Here is a 25692-nt window from a genome sequence, read left to right on the forward strand (position 1 = left end):
GTTAATCCTTTTTCCTTGCAAAACTCGCAATATTGTATAAAACCACTGTATAATGTTCGTTATATCTCATTCAACTTTAGAATCTATGAAAAAAATGGCATACTTCTGGCGTAAAGGTCTATGGGCGCTGATGAGCCTCTTTTTTCTTTTATTAGTGGCAGGCAGCCTTTTATACCTCTATCTGGAAAGTCAATTACCTAACGTAGATTCACTAAAAACTGTACAATTACAAGTACCACTACAGATTTTCAGTAAGGACGGCTTGTTAATCCAGGAGTATGGAGAGAAGAAGCGTATTCCTGTTACTTATGATGAAATTCCACAAGCATTGGTTCATGCATTAATTGCAACCGAAGATCAGCGTTTTTTTGAACATCCCGGAGTCGACGTTCTGGGCCTTGGCCGCGCCACAGTGCGTATGCTCAGAACAGGTACAAAATCCCAGGGTGGCAGCACCATTACCATGCAGGTAGCACGCAATTTTTTCTTAAGTCGAAAAAAGACTTTTTTACGTAAGTTCAATGAAATCATGTTGGCCATTAAAATAGACCGTGAATTAAGTAAAGAGAAAATTTTGGAGCTTTATTTAAACCGGATCTATTTAGGGAATCGCGCCTATGGTGTTGGTGCAGCTGCCATGGTCTATTTTGGCAAACCCCTGAAAGAACTCAATTTGGCTGAACTGGCTATGATAGCAGGTCTTCCACAGGCACCTTCTACCCAAAACCCGATTGCAAATCCTTTAGCAGCTAAAAAACGCCGTGACCATGTGTTGGAGCGTTTATTAGAAGAGCACTACATCGATGAAGAGCAATATCAAAATGCCATCAATCAACCTATTACCGCAAAATATCATGGTACTAATATTGAGGTTAAAGCGCCCTATGTAGCTGAAATGATTCGTCAGTCTTTATACGACAATTTTGGCCCTGAAGCCTATACCAAAGGCTATAAAGTCTATACAACTATTGATGGTAATTTACAAAATACGGCTAATCAGGTAGTAGAAAAGAATTTAATTGCCTACGACCATCGCCATGGTTATAGAGGCCCCATCGCGACTATAGGAGAAAAAGACAGCCAATCGCCGCAGATTAGACAAAAATACCTGGCACAATACCCAGAATTAAATACCTTGATTCCTGCAGTAATTACCGAAGTTAGAGAGAAAGATGCTACTGCTGCCCTTCAGAACGGCCAAACGTTTATCATCCCTTGGGAGGGTTTATCTTGGGCCAGACCTGCTTTGAAAAAAGGCTGGGTAGGGAAATCACCAAGCAAAGCACAGCAGGTAGTTGCCATAGGTGATATTGTTTATGTTCACGCCACAGAAGATAGATGGCTGCTTGCACAAATACCTGAAGCTGAATCGGCTATGGTCGCCCTTAACCCTAAAAATGGTGCAATAGAGGTTTTAGTTGGAGGATTTAATTTTCAAAAAAGTAAATTTAACAGAGCAACTCAATCAAGCAGACAACCTGGATCCAGTTTTAAACCCTTCGTTTACGCTGCAGCTCTAAATAATGGTTACAATCTGGCTACATTAATTAATGATGCACCTATCGTTGTTGATGATCCAAGCCAACCAAATCTATGGCGACCACACAATGTAAATCTCAAATTTAACGGCCCAACACGTTTAAAACAAGCCTTGGTTCAGTCAAAAAACCTCGTATCCATCAGAATACTTGATGATATAGGCATAGATTACACCGTAGATTTCTTAACCCGTTTTGGATTTAGTAAAAAATCACTACCGAGAGGCTTATCATTGGCTTTAGGCAGTTTATCTGTGAGTCCCATGGATCTGGCTACAGCCTATGCAGTATTTGCCAATGGCGGTTATAAAGTAGAGCCTTATCTCATCGACCATATAACTGATTGTGATGGTAAAACTCTGCTTCAAGCTAAACCCACTGTTGTTTGCAACCCCTGTGATAACAAGGTAGATACTTCTGCCATGGCGCCGCGCGTCATACCAGAAGATATAGCTTTTTTAATCAACTCTGCACTTAGAGATGTTATTCAGCATGGTACTGGACGTTCAGCAAAAGTACTTAATCGTCAGGATCTGGCTGGCAAAACTGGAACAACCAATGATCAGGTAGATGCATGGTTCGCTGGCTTTAATCCTGATCTGGTTGTAACCGTATGGGTAGGTTTTGATAATCCTAAATCACTACACGAATATGCTGCAGGCCTTGCCCTTCCCCTATGGATAGATTTTATGAAAGTAGCCTTAAAAGGTAAATCTGAAAGCGAAATAAAACAACCTGATAATGTAGTGGCAGTACGCATAGACCCTATCAGTGGCTTGCTTGCCAAACCTAATCAGGAAAATGGAGTAATCGAATATTTCCGTGATAAAGAGGTGCCTGCAGAAGAAGATCAAGCACCGGTATACAATGCCAATAATCAGCAGCAACAACAACCTTTTATAGAAGATAATTTATTTTGATAATGAATAACAAACCCGCCAATGGTTTTAAGCATTAACGGGTTTACTACGAGTCATACAAACGTAACATGCCAAGGAGCATAATCTCGTATTAATAAACAGACTGCATCAGGATAAATTTTATAAATACAGTAACACTTCCTTCAGTACAATAGTCCAATCTGTACTTTGCCACTGAACAAATTTCATATCCCTACGTTCGACGGTTTGTCACAGGGAACCAAAGATCAAGTTAGAATAAATTAAAACACGGGAGAGAAATAGGGAGAAGGGATACGTTATAGGCCCATGTTCCAAGCCCTCTTCCGCGAATTATATCAGTTTATTATCCGTGTTTTTTTCGCGGGAGAGGGAGAAGCATGGTACCAAAAATTACAATACCTCAGGCCAGGAGCCCGGTATCATTATCTTCCAGCCAAGGCAATTGAAGCCTTAACATATTCATAATCCAAATCACGAGCAACTGCTTCGTAAGTAATTTTACCTTGATGAACATTTAAGCCATTAAGCAGGTGAGGATCATCTAATAAGGCTAACTTTACCCCTTTTGTTACAATACTCAAAACAAAGGGTAACGTCGCATTATTTAATGCAAAAGTTGATGTTCTTGGAACAGCACCAGGCATATTAGCCACACAATAATGCACTACGTTATCTACCACATAGGTTGGTTCCTGATGCGTTGTAGCACGACTTGTTTCAAAACATCCCCCCTGATCAATTGCAACATCAACAAGAACAGAACCTGGACGCATTGATTTCAGCATTGCTCTGGTTACAAGCTTAGGAGAAGCAGCGCCAGGTACTAATACAGCACCAATTACTAAATCAGCACTAGCCACATATTTTTCTAGAGCATCCGCGGTAGAGTAAACTGTATTTAGCTTTGAGCCAAACTGAAAATCCAGCTCATTCAACCTTTGCAGGGAGCGATCGAGCACTATAACTCGAGCCTCCATACCCATAGCCATCCGCACTGCATTGGTACCAACCACTCCACCACCTAAAACTACAACAGTTGCTGCAGCAACTCCAGGAACCCCTCCCAAAAGTACACCACTTCCCCCTTGGGCCATCTCTAAACAATGAGCCCCAGCCTGAATAGACATACGCCCAGCAACTTGAGACATGGGGGTAAGTAATGGCAGACCACCATTATTCTGAGTCACAGTCTCATAAGCAATCGCAGTTACTCCTGATTCTTTAAGCAGACGTGTTTGCTGAGGATCTGGTGCCAAATGTAAATAGGTAAACAAGGTTTGTCCATCTCGTAATCTTTTACATTCAATAGGCTGTGGTTCCTTTACCTTAACGATAAGTTCAGCACTTTCAAAAACTGCATCTGCAGTATCAACAATTTCAGCTCCTGCGTTTCGATAATCATCGTCAGAGATACCAATACCCAGACCTGCACCTCTTTCAACCAGAACAGAACTCCCCACTCGAACTATCTCTCTGACACTTGAAGGAACCAGTCCAACGCGATTTTCTTGAGATTTTATTTCCTTTGGAACACCTACTAACATAACAACTCCCTTTTAACGTTTCTTTAATTGTTCTATTAATTGCGGTACTAATTCAAATAAATCACCTACTAAACCATAATCAGCGATTTGAAAAATAGGAGCATCTTCATCTTTATTAATCGCAACTATTATCTTAGAGTCTTTCATTCCAGCCAAATGTTGTACAGCTCCAGAAATGCCTACTGCTATGTACAGTAGTGGAGCCACAACTTTTCCAGTTTGTCCTACCTGATAATCATTAGGTACAAACCCTGCATCCACAGCCGCTCTGGATGCTCCGACTGCAGCCCCCAAGGCATCAGCTAAATCTTCAACCAACTTAAATTTTTCCGCGCTTTGCAAACCTCGTCCACCAGATACAACTATTTTTGCAGAGCCCAGGTCGGGCCGTTCAGATTTACTTAATTCATGTTTAACGAACTTACTTCCACTTGCTGGAAGCTCCTGATTAATATTGTCGATACAGCATGGAATTTGTGTTTCCGTAACTGGATTAAATGCAGTAGTTCTCACCGTCATTACTTTCAAATCATCTAAAACACGTACTGTTTCAATTGCATTACCTGCATAAACAGGATGCTCAAAAGTATTAGAGTCTACGATTCTACTCACATCAGAAACTTGAGCTACATCTAACAAAGCCGCTATTCTGGGGAGTATATTTTTGCCATAAGTACTGGAGGAAGCAAGGATGGCATCAAATGAATCAGCAAATGAAACTACTAAATCACTGATTTGTTCAGCAAGCTGATGCTCATAGCATGGTTGATCCACATGCCAGACAGTATGAGCACCAGCCAGAGCAGCAGCTTGTGATGCTACTTTATCGCATTGATAGCCGATAACAAGTAAGGTAGGTTTATTATCCAACTCCAAAGCAGCGGCTAACGTATTTCGAGTCGCAGGATGCATGGTGTTATTATTATGTTCAACAAGTACTAGAGTGCTCATCACGTCTCCTTATCAAAGCACTTTGGCTTCATGTTGTAATTTATCCAGCAATACAGCAACTGACTCAACTATTACTCCTCCAGTCCGAGTTGCAGGTGCATTGACCTTTAAAATTTCCACATGCTGTTTTAGCGGTAACTCCAACGATTCTAATTCAAGCACATCTAAAGTTTTGCGTTTGGCTTTCATGATATTTGGAAGACTGGCGTATCGAGGCTCATTCAAGCGTAAATCAGTACTGACTACAGCAGGCAGAGTAATTTGAATAGTCTCCAAACCTCCATCAATTTCTCTAGTGACCTCCAGATGATCCACACTTTCAGTCACTTTGGATGCATTAGTAGCTTGAGGCCAATTTAATAAAGCAGCTAGCATTTGCGATGTTTGGTTATTATCACCATCAATAGTCTGTTTTCCCATCAAAACTAAATCAGGTTTTTCATCATCTACAATTTTTTTAAGGATTTTAGCAATGTTAAGACTCTCAAAAATTTTATCAGTGCGTACCAAAATAGCTCTATCAGCCCCTAAAGCCAAGGCATGTCGTAAAGTCTCCTGCGAGCTCTCTCCCCCAATACTTACGGCAACAACCTCGGTTGCCCAGTTTTTTTCGCGTAAACGTAAAGCTTCCTCTATAGCTATTTCATCAAAAGGATTCATAGCCATTTTAATGTTCTGTGTTTCAACTCCTGTATTATCCGATTTAACGCGAATTTTGATATATGGGTCTATTACACGTTTCACTGCCACGAGTATCTTCATGGTTCCTCACTGGAATATCAAAACAATCAGCATCTTGCCAGAGGTACGGGTATAAATTCAAGTGGTTGTTTGTATTTAAGCCATATATACACTAGCATAATTTATTTCCTTCTCCAATCGTAAAGACTACAAGTTGCAAAGCAGATGGATCTTGCTCACTCAATAAAGTAATGGCTTTTTCTGCATTATCAACGGCTTCAGCGGTTTTCCCACCTTTAGCATATACCTTTTTATTTGCTTTAATTTTCTCTAATTCTTTTCGTGCTGCAATCAATTTGGCTTCAATAGAATCAGTACCTGCATCCAGAACTCTCATCTTGAAAAGAAAGGTTTCAACCATGTGCCTTTTAGTCCAACCGATACGCCAACTTCCAAAAAACTGATGTCCATTTCCAAGATAAGCCTCTAGTGGTGCAGAAATAACTTTCAATGCCGGATTTTTAAATTGCATCCCTTCACTGAGATTTTTGCTTGCTAAAATTAAATCCTGACCCAAATTAACACCATGATCTGCATGGCTTGATTTACAGTCTTGATGTGGAACTTGTAACAATGGTTTTAAAATAGAAGAACCAATTTGTAAACTTACATCAAGGCATTGATGGGTGGCCCAAAATGTCATTTCTAATAAGCGCACCATCAAAGTAGTAGTTGCTGTTGCTGTAAGTACACTGATCTCTTGCAGGGTTCTCCCAATAGATTTTATTTCTGCGATTTCACTACGCTCCAGATACTGCCCGCCTTTTAGCATGACAAAATATAGCGCGTAAATTGCTAATAGTTCTTGTCCAAAAATTACGGCACCGTAACTAGCAAAGATAATGGGCATAAACGTGAGTAATGTCTTTAAACCATTTGGTTTTATCTGCCCCGCCTCATCAAAGTAACTTCCAGATTCATCCAATAGATTAATCAAACTATCAAAAAAAATTCGGGAAGTATAAGTTTGGGCGGTGCTTTTTAAACTATCGAGCCACTCTCGACAATCTTGTCTGCTGTTAATATCAGCAAAAGAAATTTCTTTAAATTTTTCAGGGTTTAATAATTTATCATAACAAGAAGATAAACATTTAAAACATACCTCATTTTTACCTTCTTGCGATAAATTTTGTTCAAGCCAAATGACTTCAGGCAAAAAATCTGGAGATCTGTCTGGATGAAAATACCGGGATAGTTTCTTATAATTTTTAGATATTCTTTCTTTTTCAGGGCCATTTACTAATAACTGTTGATTAATAAATTTAGCTAAATCCGCGTCTAATTTTAACAGCGCTGTCTTATCCAACTGAGATACATAAAGTTTTTTATCTGCATCGAACCTAGAATAAATCTTCACCAGCGCTGCTAATTCGGTTTCTATAGTCATAAATTACTCCTTTAATTAAATGAACTATTGATGGATGATTATTTTATCCAGGCTTTGCTCAAATATTGATTCCTTTTAATAAATTGAGTGAACGCACCAACTACCAGGATGCATAGATAAAAAGCGGTCATCACATCACTTAAATAATGATAATATAAAAGTACTCGCGTAAGGACAATAAAAAATGCCAAGGCAAGGAAGGCGTAAAAATATTTTGGAAACAGCACACCAAAGCCAGACGCCAAACTAACAACTGTAGTGGTATGACCTGATGGCAGTGACCAATATGATGAAGTTGGTTTAAACCAATAAAAACCATAAATATCGCTTGAAAATAATAAATCAGGTCGAGCACGACCCAAGCTTGTTTTTAAAATCAAACACAATAAATTAGGAAAAATAATACAAGCAAGCAAATACCATGCTCTCGCCTCATAAGTAGTATTAGTACCAATATATCTGAAATACAAACCGGCTAAGGTAAATAAAACAACATATATAATCATTTTTCCTAACGAGGTAACCAGATTAAGAACATGCAAATTAGTTCTGAGATCCAGTTGATAGAAATAAGTCGCCAAGGGCCTATCCAAAAAATGATAAGTTAAAATAACAAGGGCCAGGTAGGTTAAGATAACCCAAGGCCTTTTCATTAAACCGTATGTTCCTTCAAATTGAGTCATATATTATTACCTTCAAATTTTTGTATCCCATCTTATAAGACACTTCTGATTTAGCCAATACTAATCCGTTACTTCTGCTTGTCCATACTAACAAAAATGAATTGGAGATTCCCTAAACAGACATCCAACTACCCCGCTCTATAAGGAGATTGACAAAGTATGCACAGACATATCCACAGAAAATGTGGATAACTAAAGAATGCTCAATTCTGTATATCCTTGTTACAACCTATGTGGAACAAAGACCAAAAACGAAATATATGGTAATTTATAAATATAATGAGGATGCGCTGCTGAGAAATATCCACAAGCTGGAAATTTGGAATAAATGGATATCGGGTCGATTATACTAACAAAAAAATAATAAAAAAACAGTCTTGACTGACATTTTTTTATATTTTTATTGGCATCATATTTTGATTACCAGGGTATGTTGTCAACATCAAACGCTTAACATTCAGACTTCAGCACAGGAAAATTATAAAAAATTGCCCATTAGCTTGTTATTCTCAAGTGGTATTCGTAGAATCGAAATACTTTTTAATCTAATTTGAATTACTAATGCAAGAATTCACCATCATTCAACAAATATGCATTTGGGCTCTTCCTGTTTTATTAGCAATAACCCTCCATGAAGCAGCCCATGCATATGTTGCAAATAGATGTGGCGATACAACAGCGAAAATGTTTGGCCGTTTAAGTTTAAACCCAATTCGTCATATTGATCCTGTTGGAACAATAATACTACCAATAGTTGCAGGTCTGTTAACCAACTTTACTTTTGTTATCGGTTATGCAAAACCGGTTCCAATTAATCAGAATCAATTACGTAATCCCAGACGGGATATGATTCTGGTTACTTTAGCTGGCCCCTGCTCCAATTTTTTAATGGCCTTTTTATGGGCGGGATGCTTAAAGATTGCCACCCTCTTACACCCAGAGGCTTCCATGTTAGCTCTGTTTTTACTATTTACTTCTCGTGCAGGAATGATTATTAATTTAGTATTGGCCTTTTTAAATCTGATTCCTATTCCTCCATTAGATGGCAGCAGAGTGGTCAGCAGTCTTTTACCCACAAGGCAGGCGCTGATCTATGAAAAGATTGAACCATACGGTTTTTTTATCCTGGTCATTCTAATATTCACTGGCATCTTGGGTTATGTGTTGCTTCCATTGATTAATAGTAGCATGGCTTTATTAGGTATGATTTATCGTTTATGAAAATTCTTGCAGATGCATCACTGCCCGGTTTAGATAGCGCTTTTCCTGAACCTTTTACTTTGAGTCGCTATTCTAATGCGGATGAATTATCCAGTCTGCTGTGTGGACAAGATGTTCTCTTTTGTCGTTCGACATTAAAAGTAAATAGTGAGCTATTAAAAAATAATCAATTACAGTATGTAGCAACCGCTAGTAGTGGAACAGATCATTTGGATCATTTATTTTTGAAGTCGCAAAAAATACAAATTATTGATGCTAAAGGCTCTAATGCTTCTTCAGTTGCTGACTACGTGGTTTCTTGTGTTGCTCTTTTGGAAAAACAGAATCTGATAGGCGGCAAACAGGTGGGTATTATTGGTATGGGAAAAACAGGAAGTAAGGTATATTCGCGACTGAAAGCCGCTAATTTTCAGACATGGAATTATGATCCTCTTAAAGCCATACAAGAAAAACAGTTTGAAAGTTGCGAACTGGACAACCTACATGAAGCAGATCTTCTATGTATTCATGCAGAATTGCATTCTCATCTTCCCTACCCCAGTGTTAATTTAATTGATGAGGTGTTTCTTGGGCAACTTAAGCCCGGTTGTGTCATCATAAACGCCGCTCGAGGCGGTATCGTTAACGAAGCGGCTTTGCTCAATACTCGCTGTCCTCTAGTCTACTGTACTGATGTTTATCTTCATGAACCTGCTATAAACAAACATATTGTAGATATGGCAACTATATGTACTCCTCATATAGCAGGACATAGTATAGAGGCAAAATGGACAGCGGTAACCATGATTAGTAAACGATTACATCAGCTTCTTAGGCTACCTGTACCGGAGTTTGATTTACCTGTAAAACCCCAAAATCTGCATTTACCAGAAGATATCTCTTGGCAAGAGCGTGTATTATCAATATATAATCCCGCAGCAGAAACCTTACAGTTAAAAAAAGCTCATGATAAAAAATCCATTTTTTTGAAGCTGCGGAACAACCATCAAAACCGACATGATTTTTCTCTTTACCCCGATTTAATTTGTAATCAGGAAACGCGATTATTGTTGGGCAATATAGAATAGTAATTCTATAAAGTAAGAAACTAAACTGGGCTCTGATCCCTAATTATTTTCGTACTATGCAGCCTTGATGCAGTCCAGAGTAATCAATACTCATTTTTGTTCCTATTTTATTTAGAAAGTTTACCTTTGTTGGAGAATTAATCGCTTCACTACTTCCTGATCGGAAAAATCATGCTTTATGTTCCCTATTTGTTGATAAGCCTCATGCCCTTTTCCAGCAATTAAAATAATGTCGTCCTTCTCAGCATTATTTAGAGCATAGGCAATTGCATCTTCCCGATTTACTAATTTAATCACATGGGTAGCGTTAACAATTCCATCAGCAATCTCTTCAACAATTGCATCAGGATCTTCACTCCGGGGATTATCACTGGTTATTACAACTTTATCAGCATAAAGACTGGCAGCCTTTCCCATAACAGGCCTTTTAGTTTTATCTCTGTCGCCGCCACAACCAAAAACCACCCATAGACGACCTTTTTTTAGTTGACTCAGGGTAGTCAAAACATTTTCTAAAGCATCCGGAGTATGAGCATAGTCCACAAGAACATATGGTGAGTTAGCTACGATTTCCATACGCCCAGGCGCTCCTTTCAATTGAGCCATAACCTGAATTACCTGATCAGGTTTATAGCCACTTGCCAATAAACTGGAAAATATAGCAAGGCTATTATAAATATTAAACTCTCCCAAAGCTTTTGTTCGCAACTGATGTTGTCCCCAAGGTGAACGCACCTCTATTTTTGTTCCATGAATATCAATGTTCCACTTAACAGCTTTCACATCACATTCCTGATGCATGCCATAAGTTATTTTTTTTACATGTGATTTAACGGCACTGCTCATTATATGTTGATAAGCATCATCCTGATTAATAATTGCCCACTGCAATTGATCAATCTCAAATAATAATGCTTTTGCAGCACCATAAGCCTGCATGGTGTGATGATAATCCAAATGATCCAATGTTAAATTGGTAAATATCGCTTGTCTAAACTCGATGGCATCGACTCGATGTTGGCTTAAAGCATGAGAGGAGACTTCCATACAAACCTGTTTAATACTCTGTTTTTTATATTGATAAAGCATTCTTTGTAAACATAATGCGTCGGGAGTGGTATTATCCAGAGGTTGTAATAGATTAACATTCCCCTGGCCTATAGTGCCTATGTATGCAGACTGTTGCCCGAGTAGAAAATGCGCTTGTGCCAATTGATAGGCTATAGTGGTTTTTCCATTAGTGCCAGTTACTCCGGTTACGATTAAAGATTCGCTGGGATTACTATAAAATCGTTTGGCAATTTCTGCTAGTTGCTCAGCCAATTTTGGTAAGGCAATACAAGGAACTAAAGCAGGTAAATCACAAGAAGGAGGAAAGCAAACCGGATCATATACAACTGCAACAGCTCCAGCAGACACAGCCCTCTCGATGAACAGGCGTCCATCGGCTATCGCTCCTGGATAGGCAATGAATAAATCACCTCTTTGAATCAGGCGACTGTCGTTTTTAATGTCAGTGATAACACAGTCAACCACTTCGTGTTTGATCCAGGGTTTTAATAATTGAGTTAATTTCACTTATTGACTCCAAACTAAATGCTATCAATCTTCCCCGTACACACAATACGGCGACGCATTTATTATCAAGCTGCTAGTTCATCTGTAGGTATATTAAACAATCGCAACGCTCCAGACATCACTTTAGCAAATAAAGGGGCAGCAACTGCTGCTGCATAATACCCTTTTCGTGAAGGTTCATGAATAATTACAACTACTACAAATTTTGGTTTGGAAACAGGAGCTATTCCCATAAAACTGGCAGTATAACGCCTGTCTTTATACCCATTTTTTCCAGCAACTCGAGCAGTTCCAGTTTTACCTGCTACGCGGTATCCAGGGACTCTCGCACTCTTTCCAGTACCATCTTTTAACACAGCTTCCATCATCAACAATACTTGCTCTGCCGTTTTAGGTTGCATCGCTTGTATGCCAGGAGTAGGCGTATCATTATGCAGTAAAGTAATCGGCATTAATCTACCTTTATTGGCAAAAATTAAACTGCCTTTTGCCAATTGCAACGCCGTAACTGACAAACCATAACCAAAACCTAAAGTAGCTAAAACAAAAGGATTGGCATCTTTAACTTTCACTACCCCGCCTTCACTCTCTCCAGGATAAGTACTTTCAGTACTCCGACCAAAACCACAATTCCGCAGCAATCCTATCAATTGCTCAGGGGGACTGGCCAAAACCATTTTAGTAACCCCCACGTTACTGGAGCGCTTCAAAACTCCTGTTACATCCAGGACACCATAGTTATGACCATCACGTACAGTATGTCCATGAACAATCATCCAACTGGGGTTGGTATCTATTATCGTATCAGGAGTAAATAACCCTGTCTCTAAAGCACTGGCAATGCTAAAAGGTTTAATTACTGACCCAGGTTCAAACGTATCTGTTAACGCACGATTTCGATATGTGTCTCGATCATAATGTCCACGTGAATTAGGATTATAAGACGGTGCGTTGGCAATAGCTAAAATCTCACCATTTTCAGCATCTACGACTACCACTGAACCTGACTTAGCACCAAACTCTTCAACTGTTTTACTTAATTCACTATAAGCTAAATACTGCAATCGTCTATCAACACTCAAAACAAGCTCATGCCCTGGTCGAGGTTCTTTAAGAATCCCAAGTTCCTCTATAATGCGGCCCAAACGATCTTTAATTACTCTTTTTTTACCAACAATTCCCATTAACCAATCCTGGTAGGCAAGCTCTATTCCTTCCAATCCTTGATCATCCACATTTGTAAATCCTAACAGCTGTGAAATACTATCTGAATCGGGGTAATAACGTTTAAATTCTTTTTGAAAATGAATCCCGGGAATTTTTAATGCTTTTATTTGTTTAGAGAGGATCGGTGGCAACTGCCTTTGCAAATAAAGAAACTCGCGATTTTCAGCATTGACTACTTTTCTGCTCAGCTCTTTAGGGGATAAACTCAAGTATTTAGCCAACTTCATGAATTGTGGTTCATCAGGAGAAAATTCTTTAGGATTAACCCAGACAGACTCTACTGGGGTACTCACTGCCAAAGGAGTACCGTTTCTGTCAGTAATCATTCCTCGATAGACAGGAATATCAATTACCCTTAAGCTACGAGCATTACCTTGACCTTGTAAGAATTTTCTGTGCAAAACAGTAAGATCAACCATACGCCATATCAAAATGACCAGGAGCAAGAGAAAAAAAGCAGCAACTAGTACAAGCCTGGCAAAATGGCGTGATTGTTTCATGGATTACTACTCAAAAATAAAGTTTAGAAGCACAAGCTCTCGTGTGCAATAATTTACAAGACATCGTTTCAAACTGACTTTAATAAATCAGTGTACATGAAGCAATTAAATCTTTCGAGATGATTCCTCTCTAAATTTCAGGACAAACACGTACTCTGTTATTTCTTCAAATGAAGAATTAGTTTAATCGTGCGTGTAATAAATACGTGTTCTTTGAAGTAGGCAATGACATCTTTAGTTTTACTATTGCCAGTTCTTCGACTCTCGCAGGAGTAGCCAGGCTTGCCTGCTCCAGTAATAGCTGCCCCCATTGTAATTGTAAAAAATGGGTCTGTTGTACTTCTTGTTCGACCTGACTAAATGTGGATCGATATGAATTAGTGCTGTAGATCACCGCAAAAGCACTAATTAAAACAGCAACTAACAATACCATCAATAAATATATTGATTTCGACATATGCATATCTGCCAATTGTCCATTAAATAAATTGCCTTGATTGATTACTTTAGCCGCAGCATTCATGCTAATTTCTCCCCTATCCTCAGCACTGCACTTCGAGCTCTGACATTTTCATTTATTTCAACTTCTTTTGGCATTACAGCTTTACCTACTCGCTTAAAATTAGTTTTAGTCTCTTCGTAGCGAACCGGAACCTCTGGTGGCGGTCTCACTCCTTGTTCTTTATCTCTCATAAACTGTTTTACGATTCGGTCTTCGAGAGAGTGAAAACTAATCACCGATAATCGTCCCCCTGGTGCCAAAACATCGATGCACTGTTCTAAACAACTACTAAGATCACTCAATTCTTGATTAACGTGGATACGAATCGCTTGAAAAACACGAGTTGCAGGATGCTTGTGTTTTTCCCATTTGGGATTTGCTTCTTTAACAATTTCTGCTAACTGTAAAGTCGTCGTTATAGGGATTATATCTCTTGCTTCAACAATGGCTTTGGCAATTCTCCCTGCAAATCGCTCTTCACCATATAACCTAAACACGGAAGCCATCTCATTTACCTCGGCTTCATTAACAAATTTAGCAGCACTTATTGATTGAGTTAAATCCATTCGCATGTCTAGTGGACCTTGCTGCATAAAACTAAATCCTCGTTCGGGGTTGTCCAACTGAGGAGAAGACACGCCCAAATCAAGTAATATTCCGTCAACAGATCCAAACACATTTACCTCAGCAGTAAATTCACTAAGACGAGCAAAGGAACCATGAAATATATGAAATCGTTTATCTAAACCAAAGTTATCTTTTGCAAACTCAACAGCATCCGGATCCTTATCTATGGCGAATAATCTTCCTTTTTCGTTTAAATGGTTCAAAATTTCCTTGCTATGACCACCCCGACCAAAAGTTCCATCAAAATAAGTTCCACCCGGTTTAATAGCTAAACCCTTGATTGATTCATGTAGTAATACTGATTGATGCATTGCCATTTAGGTTTCCTATTACAAAGAAAACGTTTTCATTTCATCAGGTAATCCATCAGTTTTGGAAGCCTCTTCAGCTAACCATTGTTCACGTCTGGATTCCCAAAGCTCTTTATTCCATACTTCAAATTTATTTCCTTGCCCTATCATCACTACATCCTTTTCCAGCTGAGCATAATTTCGTAAAACAGTGGGTAAAAGTACACGTCCATTTGCATCAACTTCTATGTCAGTGGCATGACCAATCAACAAACGCTGAATTCTTCTCGCTGCAGCATTAAAACTGGGAAGCTTTTGCAAATTATCTTCAATAAATTGCCATTGTGCAGCGGTGTAAAGCAGTAAACATGTTTCCTCAGTGTCTATAGTCACCACCAAAGGGATTTTCTCTTCTGCCCCCAATGCACTTCTGTAACGCGTTGGAATAGCCAGGCGTCCTTTTGTGTCTATGGTGATGGTATTTATTCCACGAAACATAGTTTTCCTAATGTAAAGGATTTAACTCCTCCACAATTCTCCACTTTTTTATTATTTTACCCCACTTTTATACACTATAGAAACACATTTATTCCTTCGTCAAGGCGAAAACCCACTTTTTTGTTAATTTATTTACAGTTTGGAAGAAATAAAAAGAAGAATGATTATAAATTAATCACTATATCAATATAAGAAACATTTGATATCGGGTACGAATATCTGTCAGATTATTATTGGGAGGCTAGATTCCCTGATTTAGCGATAGATTGTAAAAACGCCATTCGAAACCCGTATGATGTGGGGACATACGGGACTTTAATTAATTGCTAAATGTTCATTAATGCAGCTAAACGAATACCCTGGAGAACTAAATCAGGAACGAGATAATCATAGACCTCTTGCTTATCGAATAAAGAAGCAAAACCACCTGTAGCTAAAACCAAGGGCTTACTGTCGGGAAAAGATTCATTATTGATTCTTTGAATTAACTCTCGGCAAGCACCGAGAACCCCATAATAAACTCCCGATTGAATACTCTCTACGGTAGATCTCCCAACTACATTTTCTATTTTTATAATTTCCACAGAAGGTAATTTAGCCGTATTTTTTGAGAGGGCATCAACAGATAATCTGACCCCGGGTAGTATAGCCCCGCCTAAATATGCTTTTTGTGCGGTAATAACGCAAAAAGTGGTTGCAGTACCGAAATCAATCACAATAATATTTCGATTAGGATAACTATGAGTTGCGGCAATTGCATTGGCAATGCGATCGGCTCCAACTTCCAGGGGATTACGATACTTAATGTTTAATCCGGTTTTAACTCCTGCCTGTAATAAAAAGGGCTCTGAAGAAAAATATTTAACGCAAGCTGATCGCAAGGAATAATCTAACTGAGGAACTACTGAACAAATGCCAATTTTCGTAATTTCTTCCGGGGAGCAATTATTTTCCCTTAAGACACTTTTTAAAAAAATACCTAACTCATCAGAAGTACTGACTTTAGAAGTATGGCGAAAACGCAATTTTATATCATCCTTGTCAAACACCCCACCATATATATGAGAATTTCCAACATCAATACAAAGAATCATAATGCAGTTCTACTCTTAAAAAAAACACGATAGTAAATTGGGATTCTATTATTATCAAGTGTCTCCAATTACTTAACAAGTTATGGATAAGAAACTCAGATTTTACCTTGCTCCGTTCGGCCTGAGGAGGGGTTTAGCCCGTCTCGAAGGCTAAGCACTGTACCAAAACCCTTCGAGACGTCGCTAAAGCGACTCTCCAGGGCGAACGGATCGAGATAGTCACTGGGTTTAATAAGCATCTTATCCATAACTGACGTTAATTAAGAGCAATTGATGTTCATCGACTGCCAAATAAAAAAACCCTGCAAGATGCAGGGCAGAGTGGAGATACAATAAGTTATTAAATATGATACTCATCAGTAGGGTTTAACTACGACAGAAGTACCTATGTCCATAAAACTTTCATTGAGCCATTTTGCTGCACTGGGTAGAACCCGGATACAGCCATGGCTTGCATTATAGCTTGGTACTTCATAGGCAGCATGTATTGAATATGCGCCAGAGAAGTGCATGCAATAAGGCATTTTCGCGCCACCATTGGTTTCAAGAGGATATAAGCTGGACTTACAATCCTCACCTTTTTTAGAGTAAACTCTAAAGTTACCTGTCACAGTACGGCATGGCCTACCTGAATCCTCACAGAAATCCTTACCACCAGAAGCACTACCTGTCTTGAGCCTGTTACCCTGAGCATCATAAGCTGCCCAAGCAGTAGCTTTAGGGTCAAAGACGAATACTTTTCTTCCTGTGGGTTCTTTTTTTGCAGGGAAGTAATTTGAGCCTTTACGGTCTGATGCCATACTCATAGTGTAATGGGTATACCCCGCATCATCGACAACAGCAGTTGATCTATCCATGGACGAACAAGAAGCCGCCAAGGCAAAAACGGGAACTAACAATAGTTGTTTTTTCACTTTATTTCTCCCTCTTTTTTTTACTGTATCGGGAGAATTTAAAATAGGTTTAGCTTTTTTTATTAAATTTTTCTACTGTTTGTATTTTTTGTGGTCTTTAAGTTCATTTAAAAGGTCTTTTTTGTCTTCTTTTGGTACAATTTCAACTATAGCTCGAATCAGCTGCTCATCAGTACATTCAAAACACCCTCCCCTGGCCGGCATAGCATTTAACCCTTCGTCGGTATGCCTGAAAAGAATATCAATTCCTTGCTTCACTCTTAATTTCCAATCACCAGTATACCCAATTCTTGGAGCACCTAAGGGGATCAGGGGCTTTGGGGCATGGCAATTAGAACAAAAATGACTGTATATCTGTTCTCCCTCATTTCTGGTTCCTTCAATAGTCTTTAGAAACTCTTGAGGATGATGGCTATTTGCATATAATGGTGCAACACACATGAATAAAATCAGTTTGTAGATGCTAAAACGATCGGTCATGTTATACTCCTAATGTTGGCGCAATATTTGCATGGAAATCTGACTACATACCAAGAGGGTTAATGTTGTGAACAAGAGCATACTAAGTGTTTTCCTATTTTTTGCAAGTATCTGCTTACATGCGACCCAGGTTCAATCCCTCGCCCTCTTGAAAGATAAAATAGAACAAACCATTTTGAATGAGCTATCCAATTACACCGAAGGTAAAATCCAGGTGTCTGCCAATAAAATTGACTCTCGTTTGAATCTTAAAGCATGTGCAGAAGAACGGCTTTTTGTTTTTAACCCCTATCAAACTCCAGTTTTAAGCAGCAGTACTATGGCAGTAAAATGTCTTGAAGAGGATAATCATTGGATCTTATATGTACCGTTCACAATCACCATCTTTAAAACTGTTTTAGTCTCAAAAAACATGCTTGTTAAGGGGACTCAAGTAAAAGAAAATGATATTTATCAAACTGAAATGGATACTCAAAAGCTAAAGTCAGGATATTTTACCAACAAAAATGAATTAATAGGACTTGTCTGTAAGCATGATGTTGCTGCAGATAGTCCTTTTACCCCATACAATATTGAACTGGCTAAACTGATTCATAAAGGTGAAGAGGTTACTATAGTCGCTAACAATGAAAACTTAACGGTGAGCATGCCCGGAATTGCTCTAAATGAAGGAGCACTGGGTGATACAGTTAAAGTAAAAAATCGGTCTTCAAAACGTATCATAGAAGCACAAGTTACAGGAGAGAAAAGGGTAACGGTTGTTCTATAAACGTCTTAGAAGCTTAAATTTGGATATTAATAGCAAAAAATATGAAATTTTATCGAAAATTTACTAAAGAAAATTTAAAAGGAGCCGATAATTATGCTAAATGTGATTGAGGACAAATCGATGGTTAACCAAATTAATGATTCAGCTAATAGGAAATCTATTGATTCTGATGCTCGCCTCAAAGCCCAACATCAGGAGGTTAGAGGAACGGTTATTGAAAATAGTCCTTCATCCAATAAAGTATCCTTAAGTAGTACTTCGCAGCAACTAGAGGCACTTAAAGCCTCTCTGCAGGATATACCCGAGATTAATGAAGCACGTGTATTGTATTTTAAAGCAGAAATTCAATCAGGAAACTACCTGATTCAAAGCGACAAAATTGCCAGAGGTATGTTAAATAATTTAGAATTAGCTTAAATTCAGAATGAATTTTATAACTTATCAATAACCTCGTGAAAATCGATAGCTTAAAGTCCCGCGGAAAAGCGGCGGGACTTTGAAGAAGTATTTTCCCTGGTTTTTTGAAAAATCGATTTTTTAGGATAATTTTTTTTAGGATAATTTAATGAATAATAATATAAAAACGTTAGCAAGCCATTTGGAGCAGGAAATCAATTGGGTAGAAAACCTCAATATCTTATTATCCGAAGAGAAAACAATACTTGCAACTCGGCAATTCGATTCACTTGAAGAGTTAGCAAACAAAAAGCAACTCTTATCAGATAAGATCGAAGAAAGTGCAAAACAACGAGTAGATTTAATTAGCAATTCAAACAACGATGCCAGTCTTTCTTTGAAAGAATTCCTTATAAATTGCTCTTCCGAAGAAGCCGACCGACTCACCAAGCTCAATCATAAACTGGCAGAATTATTAACTACATGCCGTGAACTGAATAATGTTAACGGGCAAGTTATTGTCACTAATATTCATACTCGCCAAGAAATTGTCAATGCTTTATCAGGAAACAAAGTTAATGGGGTCAGTGTTTATACCGCAACTGGAAATTTGAAATCATCACCCGATAACAACCACCATCAAGAAGCTTAATCTATATTCTAAAGCGCCAAATTTATATTCTGTAAACTGGCGCCATGCAATTTTAATGCACATTACTCCAAAAAAGATTCCCACCTATTTCTTTATACAATAAAATTCTTAAGGATATATCAGTTCAGATTTATGAGAAAAGGGCAAAAGAGGTTTGTACAACGTGCTGCCCTTTTCTATCAAGATTCATTGCATGCGAAGAGCGCCATCGAGCCGGATAACCGCCCCATTCAGCATACCATTTTCAATAATTTGACCAACCAACGATGCAAACTCATCGGGCTTACCAAAGCGTTGAGGGAACGTAATGGTGGCTTCCAGATTGTCTTGAACCTCTTGAGGCATATTTAATAACAATGGTGTTGCAAATAATCCTGGAGCTATGGTATTGACCCTGATTGCAAATCGTCCCAGCTCACGAGCGGCGGGCAAGGTCATAGAAACTATTCCGCCTTTGGATGCACTATAAGCCGCCTGACCTATTTGGCCTTCAAATGCAGCAATGGAGGCTGTATTAATTATAACTCCACGCTCTTGGGATTTACTTTCGATCTCTAAAACCGACATGGCATGAGCTGCTACACGCATTACATTGAAAGTACCAATAAGATTTACATCTATTACCTGTTTAAATGCAGATAGGGGCATAGCGCCTTCTTTTCCAACGATACGTTTGGCTGGAGCAATTCCAGCACAATTAATACATACTCTGGGAGTACCAGTTTGTGCGATGGTTTCTTTCATAGCATTTTCTACCGACTCTTCGCTGGTTACATCGCAAGTAACAAATAAATCAGCTTCACTAGTACTGTCTTCCTGTTTATCCCAAATGACTACTTTCATACCATGTTGAAGCAAGTATTCAACACAGGCCTTCCCCATACCTGAGGCACCGCCAGTCACTAAAGCAATTTGATTATCGAAATTCATTTATACTCTCCATTATTCAGATTTCGAAGTTATCGTTTATGAAATTAACACATTGAAGTCACGAAATAGATAGAATACTCATTCGGAATGAGTCAATTTTTTTCCAAAAAACTATGATGCAAATACAGTCTGACTCATTGCAAAAACTCTTTACTCAGGGCTTTGAATTGAGGTGTTCCTGCGTGCCTTAACCATTCAAAAAATACCATTTCAGCAGTTATCAAGTGAATACCCACTTGTTTCATTCGTTTTAAAGCATATTTTAAATCCTGCTCACTTCTACTGCTAACCGCATCAACAACAATATATACCTCATAACCTGCACTTTTCATTTCCATAGCGGTCTGCAGCACACAAACATGTGCTTCAATTCCAATTACTATTAATTGATTTTTATTGAATTTGCTCAAGCAGGATGTGTACTCAGGTTGTTGCATGCAAGAAAAATGAACTTTTTCGATACACTCTTTTTTATCATAATATGGACTGAGTTGTTCTACTGTTGCTCCAAGTCCTTTTGGGTACTGTTCGCTAACCAGAACAGGCACGCGCATGGTACGTGCTAATTTTAATAACCATTCACAACGAGCTAGAAAAGCATCACAATTTAAAACTGCTGATGTCAGTTTTTCTTGAACGTCAACCAATAACACAATGGAATCTTCTATATTAAGCAACATCCTTATATCCTTATATCCTAGTAAAATAAGCCCCGAATAGCCTCTCACATAATATAAAAAAATGGAGTGGGAGTATTCTATTGTTTTTACTCCAACCCATAAAGAAAAAAAGGCTTGTTGACAAGCCTTGGTAAAATATCAATTATAATGCAGCAATATCTATAGTTTTCATTTTAACATCCATCTGCTTATTACCTCTTTGTATTGAAAGTGTAACCAGATCCCCCACTTTAATTTCAGTGAGCAGATTATACAAAGCATCATAATTGGCAACCGGATGTGCATTTACAGCAACTATAATATCGCCCATAACAATGCGTCCCCAGGCATCTCTATAGGTTCCGCGTAATTTTAAGTGAGCTGCAGGGGTATTGGGTAGCACTTCAGAAATTAAAATTCCTTCTCTAACCCCTAGTTTTTTTGCAATATGAGGCTCAACTCGTTGAATACCTATACCCGATAAAACAACTCGACCGTGCTTAATTATTTGCGTTGCAACCCGCTCAATATCATCTGCAGGCACAGCAAAACCAATTCCAGCAGAAGAACCGGAGCGGGAAAAAATCATGGTATTCAAGCCGATTAATTGACCTGCGCTGTTTAACAGAGGTCCACCTGAATTACCTGGATTAATCGGAGTATCCGTTTGAATCATATTTCGAATAGTCACTCCACCAATTCCAGGAACTTTGCGTCCTAGTGCAGAAATCACGCCTTTAGATAAACTATGATCCAAACCAAAAGGATTACCAATCGCAATTGCTTTTTGACCTACTATTAAATCCTTAAGATGCACGATCTCAAAGGGTTTATAGGTCTTTAAATAAGCTAAAGCCTGGGGCGATTTTATCTCCAGTACGGCGATGTCTTTACGAGGTTCTGCACCAATTACTTTAGCTGGTACTGTCATATTACCAAGACTTACTGCCAAATCATCTGCCCCTTTAATCACATGGTAATTGGTAACAACATGACCTTTTTCATCCCAGATAATTCCGGATCCTGCCCCAGCTGGAACATGTTTTTTTATTGCCGAGTGATTTTGAACCGTTGCCAGGCGATGAACATAAACCACTTTGGGCGAAGACTTTTGAAATACATCTACAGTGTTGCGTTCGTCCGGAAGGAGAGTATTTAAATCGAGACTAAATACGGGGGTTGCCAAAGTAAAACATAAAATAAAAGACATAAACTCTAAACTACATTTCTTCATCATCTTTATACTCCATACCAGCTACACCAGCATATCTCTTGCGAAAAGCCTGACGTGCTAATAACTTATCAATTACTGGTTGCGGAAAATCGGTAATAGTAATAATATTTTTATCCATTAGAATATTTATTACGTCTTCAAGCACACGAATCAATTGCAAATCTGATTTAAGAAATTTTAATTGTAAATTTTTATCACAATCCATTAAAAAGTCAATAAATTCAGAATCATCAGTGTCAATTTGTTCCGTCACACTTCCAGTCTCTTGGCTATACATCGCACAAATCTGACCATCCTTATCACGTTTTATGTAGACCACGAGTTATTCCTCTTGCAACCAATCGGTTAAAGTCCTTGCATTCTAAGATTCCATCTTAAAAACGAGAAAGAGACTTTAGTGAATACCCACAACAGAATTTTGACTGCATGGGAACCATAGTGTAATATACATTATCATATATGTCATCAATTAACTCAAAAGAATAGTTTTTAAGCAATCAATAACTGCGAGTCATCCCCTGAATCTTCACGGTTTGTATCTGTATCATCTTCAATTAGAATCTCATCATCACTGTCTGATGGATCATTCATATCACTCTCTGCTTTTTCAACCTCATCCCTGGCATCATTCTCCATTTGAAACTTGTCCATGGAAATTCCGGTTGACAGATTAAAATATTGCAATAAAAATTGGGCTGGTGCCCAAACCATGGATTTAAAAGTAGATGTACCTGCATCAATAGTCTGTTTTGCAATATGCTCACTATGATCAATATGACGAATATATACCTTTTCTAACAGCCCCGAATGTTGCTTATAAATAAAATCAAGATTTTCATTACGCGACTTTTCCTGCTCTAATAGATATTCTTGTAAATCCGTATGAGTATCCCACAAAGAGATCCGTCTTTGCTGCAGATTCACCAGTTCACTATCGTAAAACTTAATCTCTTCATCAATCTCCAGCTTTAATCTATCGCATGCTACTTTACGCTGAGTAGATAGTGCACCATCCACTATAGCCTCAGATTCTTTGATAGATATTTTAGCATACCGATCAATCAGTTCTGTTTTTTTATGGAGTATGTCCTCTATTTTTCCATCTAAATAAAATATGGCGTCTTTATTAGCGCCAAGCACTTTATAATGCGAATCAAATCGTTTATTACTTTGCATTTGTTCACGCATTTTTTCAAGCTCACCAGCTTCCTGAGTCAATGCCGTTCTTTGTGCCTCATCATTTAATTCTTTGTCCCGACTTAACATCATCATCCTAATAAATGCTGCTATAGTCACTACTGCTCCAAACGAAGCTGCACAAATAAGAGCTATACTTATTGGATCCATAGTAAACTCCTTAATGAGGCAAATGAACCAATTGAGTGTGTATTCCAATAGTAAAATACTGACTAAATGCTTGATATGAATTTACTAAAGGCCATTCACTTGATTGATTGGATATACGGCTCATTGATGTTTCAAAAATTGGTTTATAATATTTTTTGATAAATGATCTCATTTCTTTTAAATCAGGAAAATTTTTTATCAGAACGGTAGCATTTTCTGTTAAATTAGAAAGGCTCACCCCCTCGATCACATTTTCCAGATCCTCATGTCCTTCTACCGCAGATTTCATCCAATCCAGTAACAAAGAACGGGGTTTTATGATCAGTAATTGATGACCTGATTCTAGAGATGCCTCCATTAGAATTATATGGGAATGTATCTCAAATTTAAAACAACAAAGGAAATCCAGGAAATTGGTTTCTATTTCATTGCGGGCCTCATTGCCTAGCCAACGACAAATCTCATGTCGAAACATAGTCGAAAAATTTTTTTCTATTTCCGCAACAGTCTCAGAAACTGAATGATGTTTATTTATGACATAAGCAGTACAATCTGTCTGTAATAGTTTCAGATCGGGTACATCAAGATCCGGTAATTGCGAGGCAAGAAACGATAAAAATACAGCGGTAGGTTTTAGTACCACAATTTCGGATGTTCCTTGATGCATGACGATCTCCTTGATTTATATAACTCATCCTGAAGTACTTCTAAAAAAATCAACGTCCTCATCTTTAATTAAGATAACCAATAACTGCCCGTTAATGGGATCGAACAGCCAAATTCAGTTTAAACGTTCTGAGTTAATCCTGTGTTAGCTATGAAAGCAGAACTAAAATAACTTAATCCATCTTTTCAGTCTAGTTTGACAACCTCATAGTTTCAATAGAAAACAAAGTTTTTTTAAGTACAACTTGACAGAAAGCCCTTTACCTATATGCTTCTGTTTTTATCCTAGGGTTCGGCCTTATGAAATTGTTAGGAAAAATTGCACTTACTTTGCTGTCCTTGTTACTGGTCACGTCGATCATTTTGTGGGTTTTAGCAAAGAATATTAATCCCGAAACAATAAAAAAACTCGTAGGGAGCCAAATTACTACCCTCACTCATAAGCAAAGTCACATCGATGGTACTATCTCCTGGCAATTATTCCCTCGCCCGGGGCTTAAATTTAGTAAAATTATAATTGGCGATACAAAATTAAATGAAGAATATTCACTAGCTATCGATACCATGCTTTTGAATTTAAAAATATCCCCCCTACTAAGCGGAAAATTCGTTTTTAGTCAAGTCAATATCGATGGGCTAAATGCCCGAGTTAACCAGAATGTTACCAAACCAGCCAAACCAACAGATCAATTAGAAAATAGTCATACCAGTAAAAGCACCTATGGGGAGCAATTTGCCATAGAACGATTATTAGTAAGTCATGGTCAAATCATCATCAACAACAATGGCTATTTTACTGTATTTAAAAACTTACAAATTGGGGTTGAACACTTTAATTTACAGAATATCCCATTTACTGTACAGGTTAAAACGAAACTAACTGAGTACAACTCTAATCCACTAATCAAAGCGAATATTAACTTCAAGGGAAGGTTGAATCTGGCGCCGTCAATATTGAATCAACTCCAGAATGGTATTATTCAGTCTGCGGCTGAAGGACAGATTCTTTTGCAGAATATTTCCTTGAATCAATTTGTTATCAAAAAAATAAGTGCCACTCTCAAAACAGGTAAAGAAAGCATCCAACTTAATCCACTTACCCTTTCTCTATACAATGGTGAGTCAATAGGCAATTTGGACTATGGGATTGCCATGAAACAATTCTCTCTCAATCAAACAGCAACAAATTTAAACGGTAAGCAATTAATGGGCATATTATTAGGACATGAAATAATCCATGGGGGATTGGATTACTCAATATAATATAGGCGCGGTTTTCTGGACACAAAAAAAGG

26 protein-coding genes are annotated in these 25692 nt (G+C 38.2%); 7 read left to right on the forward strand and 19 right to left on the reverse strand.

Translation table 11 applies throughout. From position 1 onward, the window contains the following. The first annotated feature begins 85 nt into the window (after window positions 1-85). The gene (locus HRS36_RS11290; protein WP_173237390.1) at window positions 86-2458 is read left to right on the forward strand and encodes a penicillin-binding protein 1A; all 2373 of its coding nucleotides are present in this window, start codon (window positions 86-88) and stop codon (window positions 2456-2458) included. Window positions 2459-2862: 404 nt separating this feature from the next. On the opposite strand, the gene ald is transcribed toward HRS36_RS11290, so the two are convergent. The 5 genes from ald to HRS36_RS11315 all read right to left on the reverse strand — a co-directional run bounded on the left by ald (window position 2863) and on the right by HRS36_RS11315 (window position 7746). Continuing rightward, window positions 2863-3984 (reverse strand): alanine dehydrogenase, encoded by a 1122-nt coding sequence (ald, locus tag HRS36_RS11295; RefSeq protein WP_173237391.1) that lies wholly within the window; start codon window positions 3982-3984, stop codon window positions 2863-2865. Between the two features lie 12 nt (window positions 3985-3996). Next, window positions 3997-4935, reverse strand: a complete 939-nt coding sequence (locus HRS36_RS11300; protein ID WP_173237392.1) for an electron transfer flavoprotein subunit alpha/FixB family protein — start codon at window positions 4933-4935, stop codon at window positions 3997-3999. 12 nt (window positions 4936-4947) lie between these two features. Beyond that, window positions 4948-5697, reverse strand: a complete 750-nt coding sequence (locus HRS36_RS11305) for an electron transfer flavoprotein subunit beta/FixA family protein (protein ID WP_173237393.1) — start codon at window positions 5695-5697, stop codon at window positions 4948-4950. A 91-nt stretch (window positions 5698-5788) separates the two neighbouring features. Then, on the reverse strand, window positions 5789-7063 hold the full coding sequence (locus HRS36_RS11310) for a J domain-containing protein (protein WP_173237394.1): 1275 nt from the start codon (window positions 7061-7063) through the stop codon (window positions 5789-5791). A 38-nt stretch (window positions 7064-7101) separates the two neighbouring features. Beyond that, window positions 7102-7746 (reverse strand): phosphatase PAP2 family protein, encoded by a 645-nt coding sequence (locus HRS36_RS11315; protein WP_173237395.1) that lies wholly within the window; start codon window positions 7744-7746, stop codon window positions 7102-7104. A gap of 561 nt (window positions 7747-8307) precedes the next feature. Here HRS36_RS11315 and HRS36_RS11320 point away from each other — a divergent pair. Continuing rightward, window positions 8308-8967 (forward strand): site-2 protease family protein, encoded by a 660-nt coding sequence (locus HRS36_RS11320; protein ID WP_173237396.1) that lies wholly within the window; start codon window positions 8308-8310, stop codon window positions 8965-8967. Beyond that, window positions 8964-10034, forward strand: coding sequence for a 4-phosphoerythronate dehydrogenase (locus tag HRS36_RS11325; RefSeq protein WP_173237397.1), 1071 nt, complete (start codon window positions 8964-8966; stop codon window positions 10032-10034). The genes HRS36_RS11320 and HRS36_RS11325 overlap by 4 nt, the downstream gene beginning before the upstream one ends. A gap of 120 nt (window positions 10035-10154) precedes the next feature. On the opposite strand, the gene HRS36_RS11330 is transcribed toward HRS36_RS11325, so the two are convergent. From HRS36_RS11330 to HRS36_RS11365, 8 genes are all read right to left on the reverse strand, one after another. Then, a complete protein-coding gene (locus HRS36_RS11330) occupies window positions 10155-11612 on the reverse strand; it encodes a UDP-N-acetylmuramoyl-L-alanyl-D-glutamate--2,6-diaminopimelate ligase (protein ID WP_173237398.1) in 1458 nt (485 codons plus the stop codon). 65 nt (window positions 11613-11677) lie between these two features. Further along, on the reverse strand, window positions 11678-13339 hold the full coding sequence (locus HRS36_RS11335; RefSeq protein ID WP_173237399.1) for a peptidoglycan D,D-transpeptidase FtsI family protein: 1662 nt from the start codon (window positions 13337-13339) through the stop codon (window positions 11678-11680). A gap of 178 nt (window positions 13340-13517) precedes the next feature. Then, window positions 13518-13862 (reverse strand): cell division protein FtsL, encoded by a 345-nt coding sequence (gene ftsL, locus HRS36_RS11340; protein WP_173237400.1) that lies wholly within the window; start codon window positions 13860-13862, stop codon window positions 13518-13520. Continuing rightward, window positions 13859-14785: a 16S rRNA (cytosine(1402)-N(4))-methyltransferase RsmH gene (gene rsmH, locus HRS36_RS11345; RefSeq protein ID WP_173237401.1), complete on the reverse strand. Its 927-nt coding sequence runs from the start codon at window positions 14783-14785 to the stop codon at window positions 13859-13861. The genes ftsL and rsmH overlap by 4 nt, the downstream gene beginning before the upstream one ends. Before the next feature lie 12 nt (window positions 14786-14797). Beyond that, window positions 14798-15256, reverse strand: coding sequence for a division/cell wall cluster transcriptional repressor MraZ (gene mraZ, locus HRS36_RS11350; RefSeq protein WP_173237402.1), 459 nt, complete (start codon window positions 15254-15256; stop codon window positions 14798-14800). A 326-nt stretch (window positions 15257-15582) separates the two neighbouring features. Continuing rightward, a complete protein-coding gene (locus tag HRS36_RS11355; protein WP_173237403.1) occupies window positions 15583-16350 on the reverse strand; it encodes a type III pantothenate kinase in 768 nt (255 codons plus the stop codon). A 356-nt stretch (window positions 16351-16706) separates the two neighbouring features. Then, the gene (locus HRS36_RS11360; RefSeq protein ID WP_173237404.1) at window positions 16707-17264 is read right to left on the reverse strand and encodes a L,D-transpeptidase; all 558 of its coding nucleotides are present in this window, start codon (window positions 17262-17264) and stop codon (window positions 16707-16709) included. Between the two features lie 72 nt (window positions 17265-17336). Further along, a complete protein-coding gene (locus HRS36_RS11365) occupies window positions 17337-17744 on the reverse strand; it encodes a c-type cytochrome (RefSeq protein WP_173237405.1) in 408 nt (135 codons plus the stop codon). 67 nt (window positions 17745-17811) lie between these two features. Here HRS36_RS11365 and flgA point away from each other — a divergent pair, with 67 nt between their 5' ends. The 3 genes from flgA to HRS36_RS11380 all read left to right on the forward strand — a co-directional run bounded on the left by flgA (window position 17812) and on the right by HRS36_RS11380 (window position 19561). Then, entirely contained in the window at window positions 17812-18513 is a 702-nt protein-coding gene (flgA, locus tag HRS36_RS11370; protein ID WP_173237406.1) for a flagellar basal body P-ring formation chaperone FlgA, read from the forward strand. A gap of 93 nt (window positions 18514-18606) precedes the next feature. Further along, window positions 18607-18930: a flagellar biosynthesis anti-sigma factor FlgM gene (gene flgM / locus HRS36_RS11375; protein ID WP_173237407.1), complete on the forward strand. Its 324-nt coding sequence runs from the start codon at window positions 18607-18609 to the stop codon at window positions 18928-18930. A 148-nt stretch (window positions 18931-19078) separates the two neighbouring features. After that, window positions 19079-19561 carry a flagella synthesis protein FlgN gene (locus HRS36_RS11380; RefSeq protein WP_173237408.1) on the forward strand — a complete coding sequence of 161 codons (483 nt, stop codon included), beginning with the start codon at window positions 19079-19081 and terminating at the stop codon, window positions 19559-19561. Window positions 19562-19747: 186 nt separating this feature from the next. Here the strand turns inward: HRS36_RS11380 and HRS36_RS11385 are convergent, their stop codons facing one another. The 6 genes from HRS36_RS11385 to HRS36_RS11410 all read right to left on the reverse strand — a co-directional run bounded on the left by HRS36_RS11385 (window position 19748) and on the right by HRS36_RS11410 (window position 24398). Then, the gene (locus HRS36_RS11385; protein ID WP_173237409.1) at window positions 19748-20491 is read right to left on the reverse strand and encodes an SDR family NAD(P)-dependent oxidoreductase; all 744 of its coding nucleotides are present in this window, start codon (window positions 20489-20491) and stop codon (window positions 19748-19750) included. A gap of 134 nt (window positions 20492-20625) precedes the next feature. Continuing rightward, entirely contained in the window at window positions 20626-21171 is a 546-nt protein-coding gene (locus HRS36_RS11390) for a hydrolase (RefSeq protein WP_173237410.1), read from the reverse strand. A gap of 142 nt (window positions 21172-21313) precedes the next feature. Continuing rightward, window positions 21314-22387, reverse strand: coding sequence for a S1C family serine protease (locus tag HRS36_RS11395; protein WP_173237411.1), 1074 nt, complete (start codon window positions 22385-22387; stop codon window positions 21314-21316). Continuing rightward, window positions 22371-22703 (reverse strand): hypothetical protein, encoded by a 333-nt coding sequence (locus tag HRS36_RS11400; protein WP_173237412.1) that lies wholly within the window; start codon window positions 22701-22703, stop codon window positions 22371-22373. Before HRS36_RS11400 ends, HRS36_RS11395 begins: the two co-directional genes overlap by 17 nt. 170 nt (window positions 22704-22873) lie before the next feature. Next, on the reverse strand, window positions 22874-23731 hold the full coding sequence (locus HRS36_RS11405; protein WP_173237413.1) for a hypothetical protein: 858 nt from the start codon (window positions 23729-23731) through the stop codon (window positions 22874-22876). Window positions 23732-23741: 10 nt separating this feature from the next. Further along, complete coding sequence (locus HRS36_RS11410; RefSeq protein ID WP_173237414.1) at window positions 23742-24398, reverse strand: hypothetical protein; 657 nt, start codon at window positions 24396-24398, stop codon at window positions 23742-23744. A gap of 299 nt (window positions 24399-24697) precedes the next feature. Here HRS36_RS11410 and HRS36_RS11415 point away from each other — a divergent pair, with 299 nt between their 5' ends. Next, a complete protein-coding gene (locus tag HRS36_RS11415) occupies window positions 24698-25660 on the forward strand; it encodes an AsmA family protein (protein WP_173237415.1) in 963 nt (320 codons plus the stop codon). The last annotated feature ends 32 nt before the right edge of the window (window positions 25661-25692 follow it).

The organism is Legionella antarctica, from assembly GCF_011764505.1.
GTDB classification, from domain to species: Bacteria; Pseudomonadota; Gammaproteobacteria; order Legionellales; family Legionellaceae; genus Legionella; species Legionella antarctica.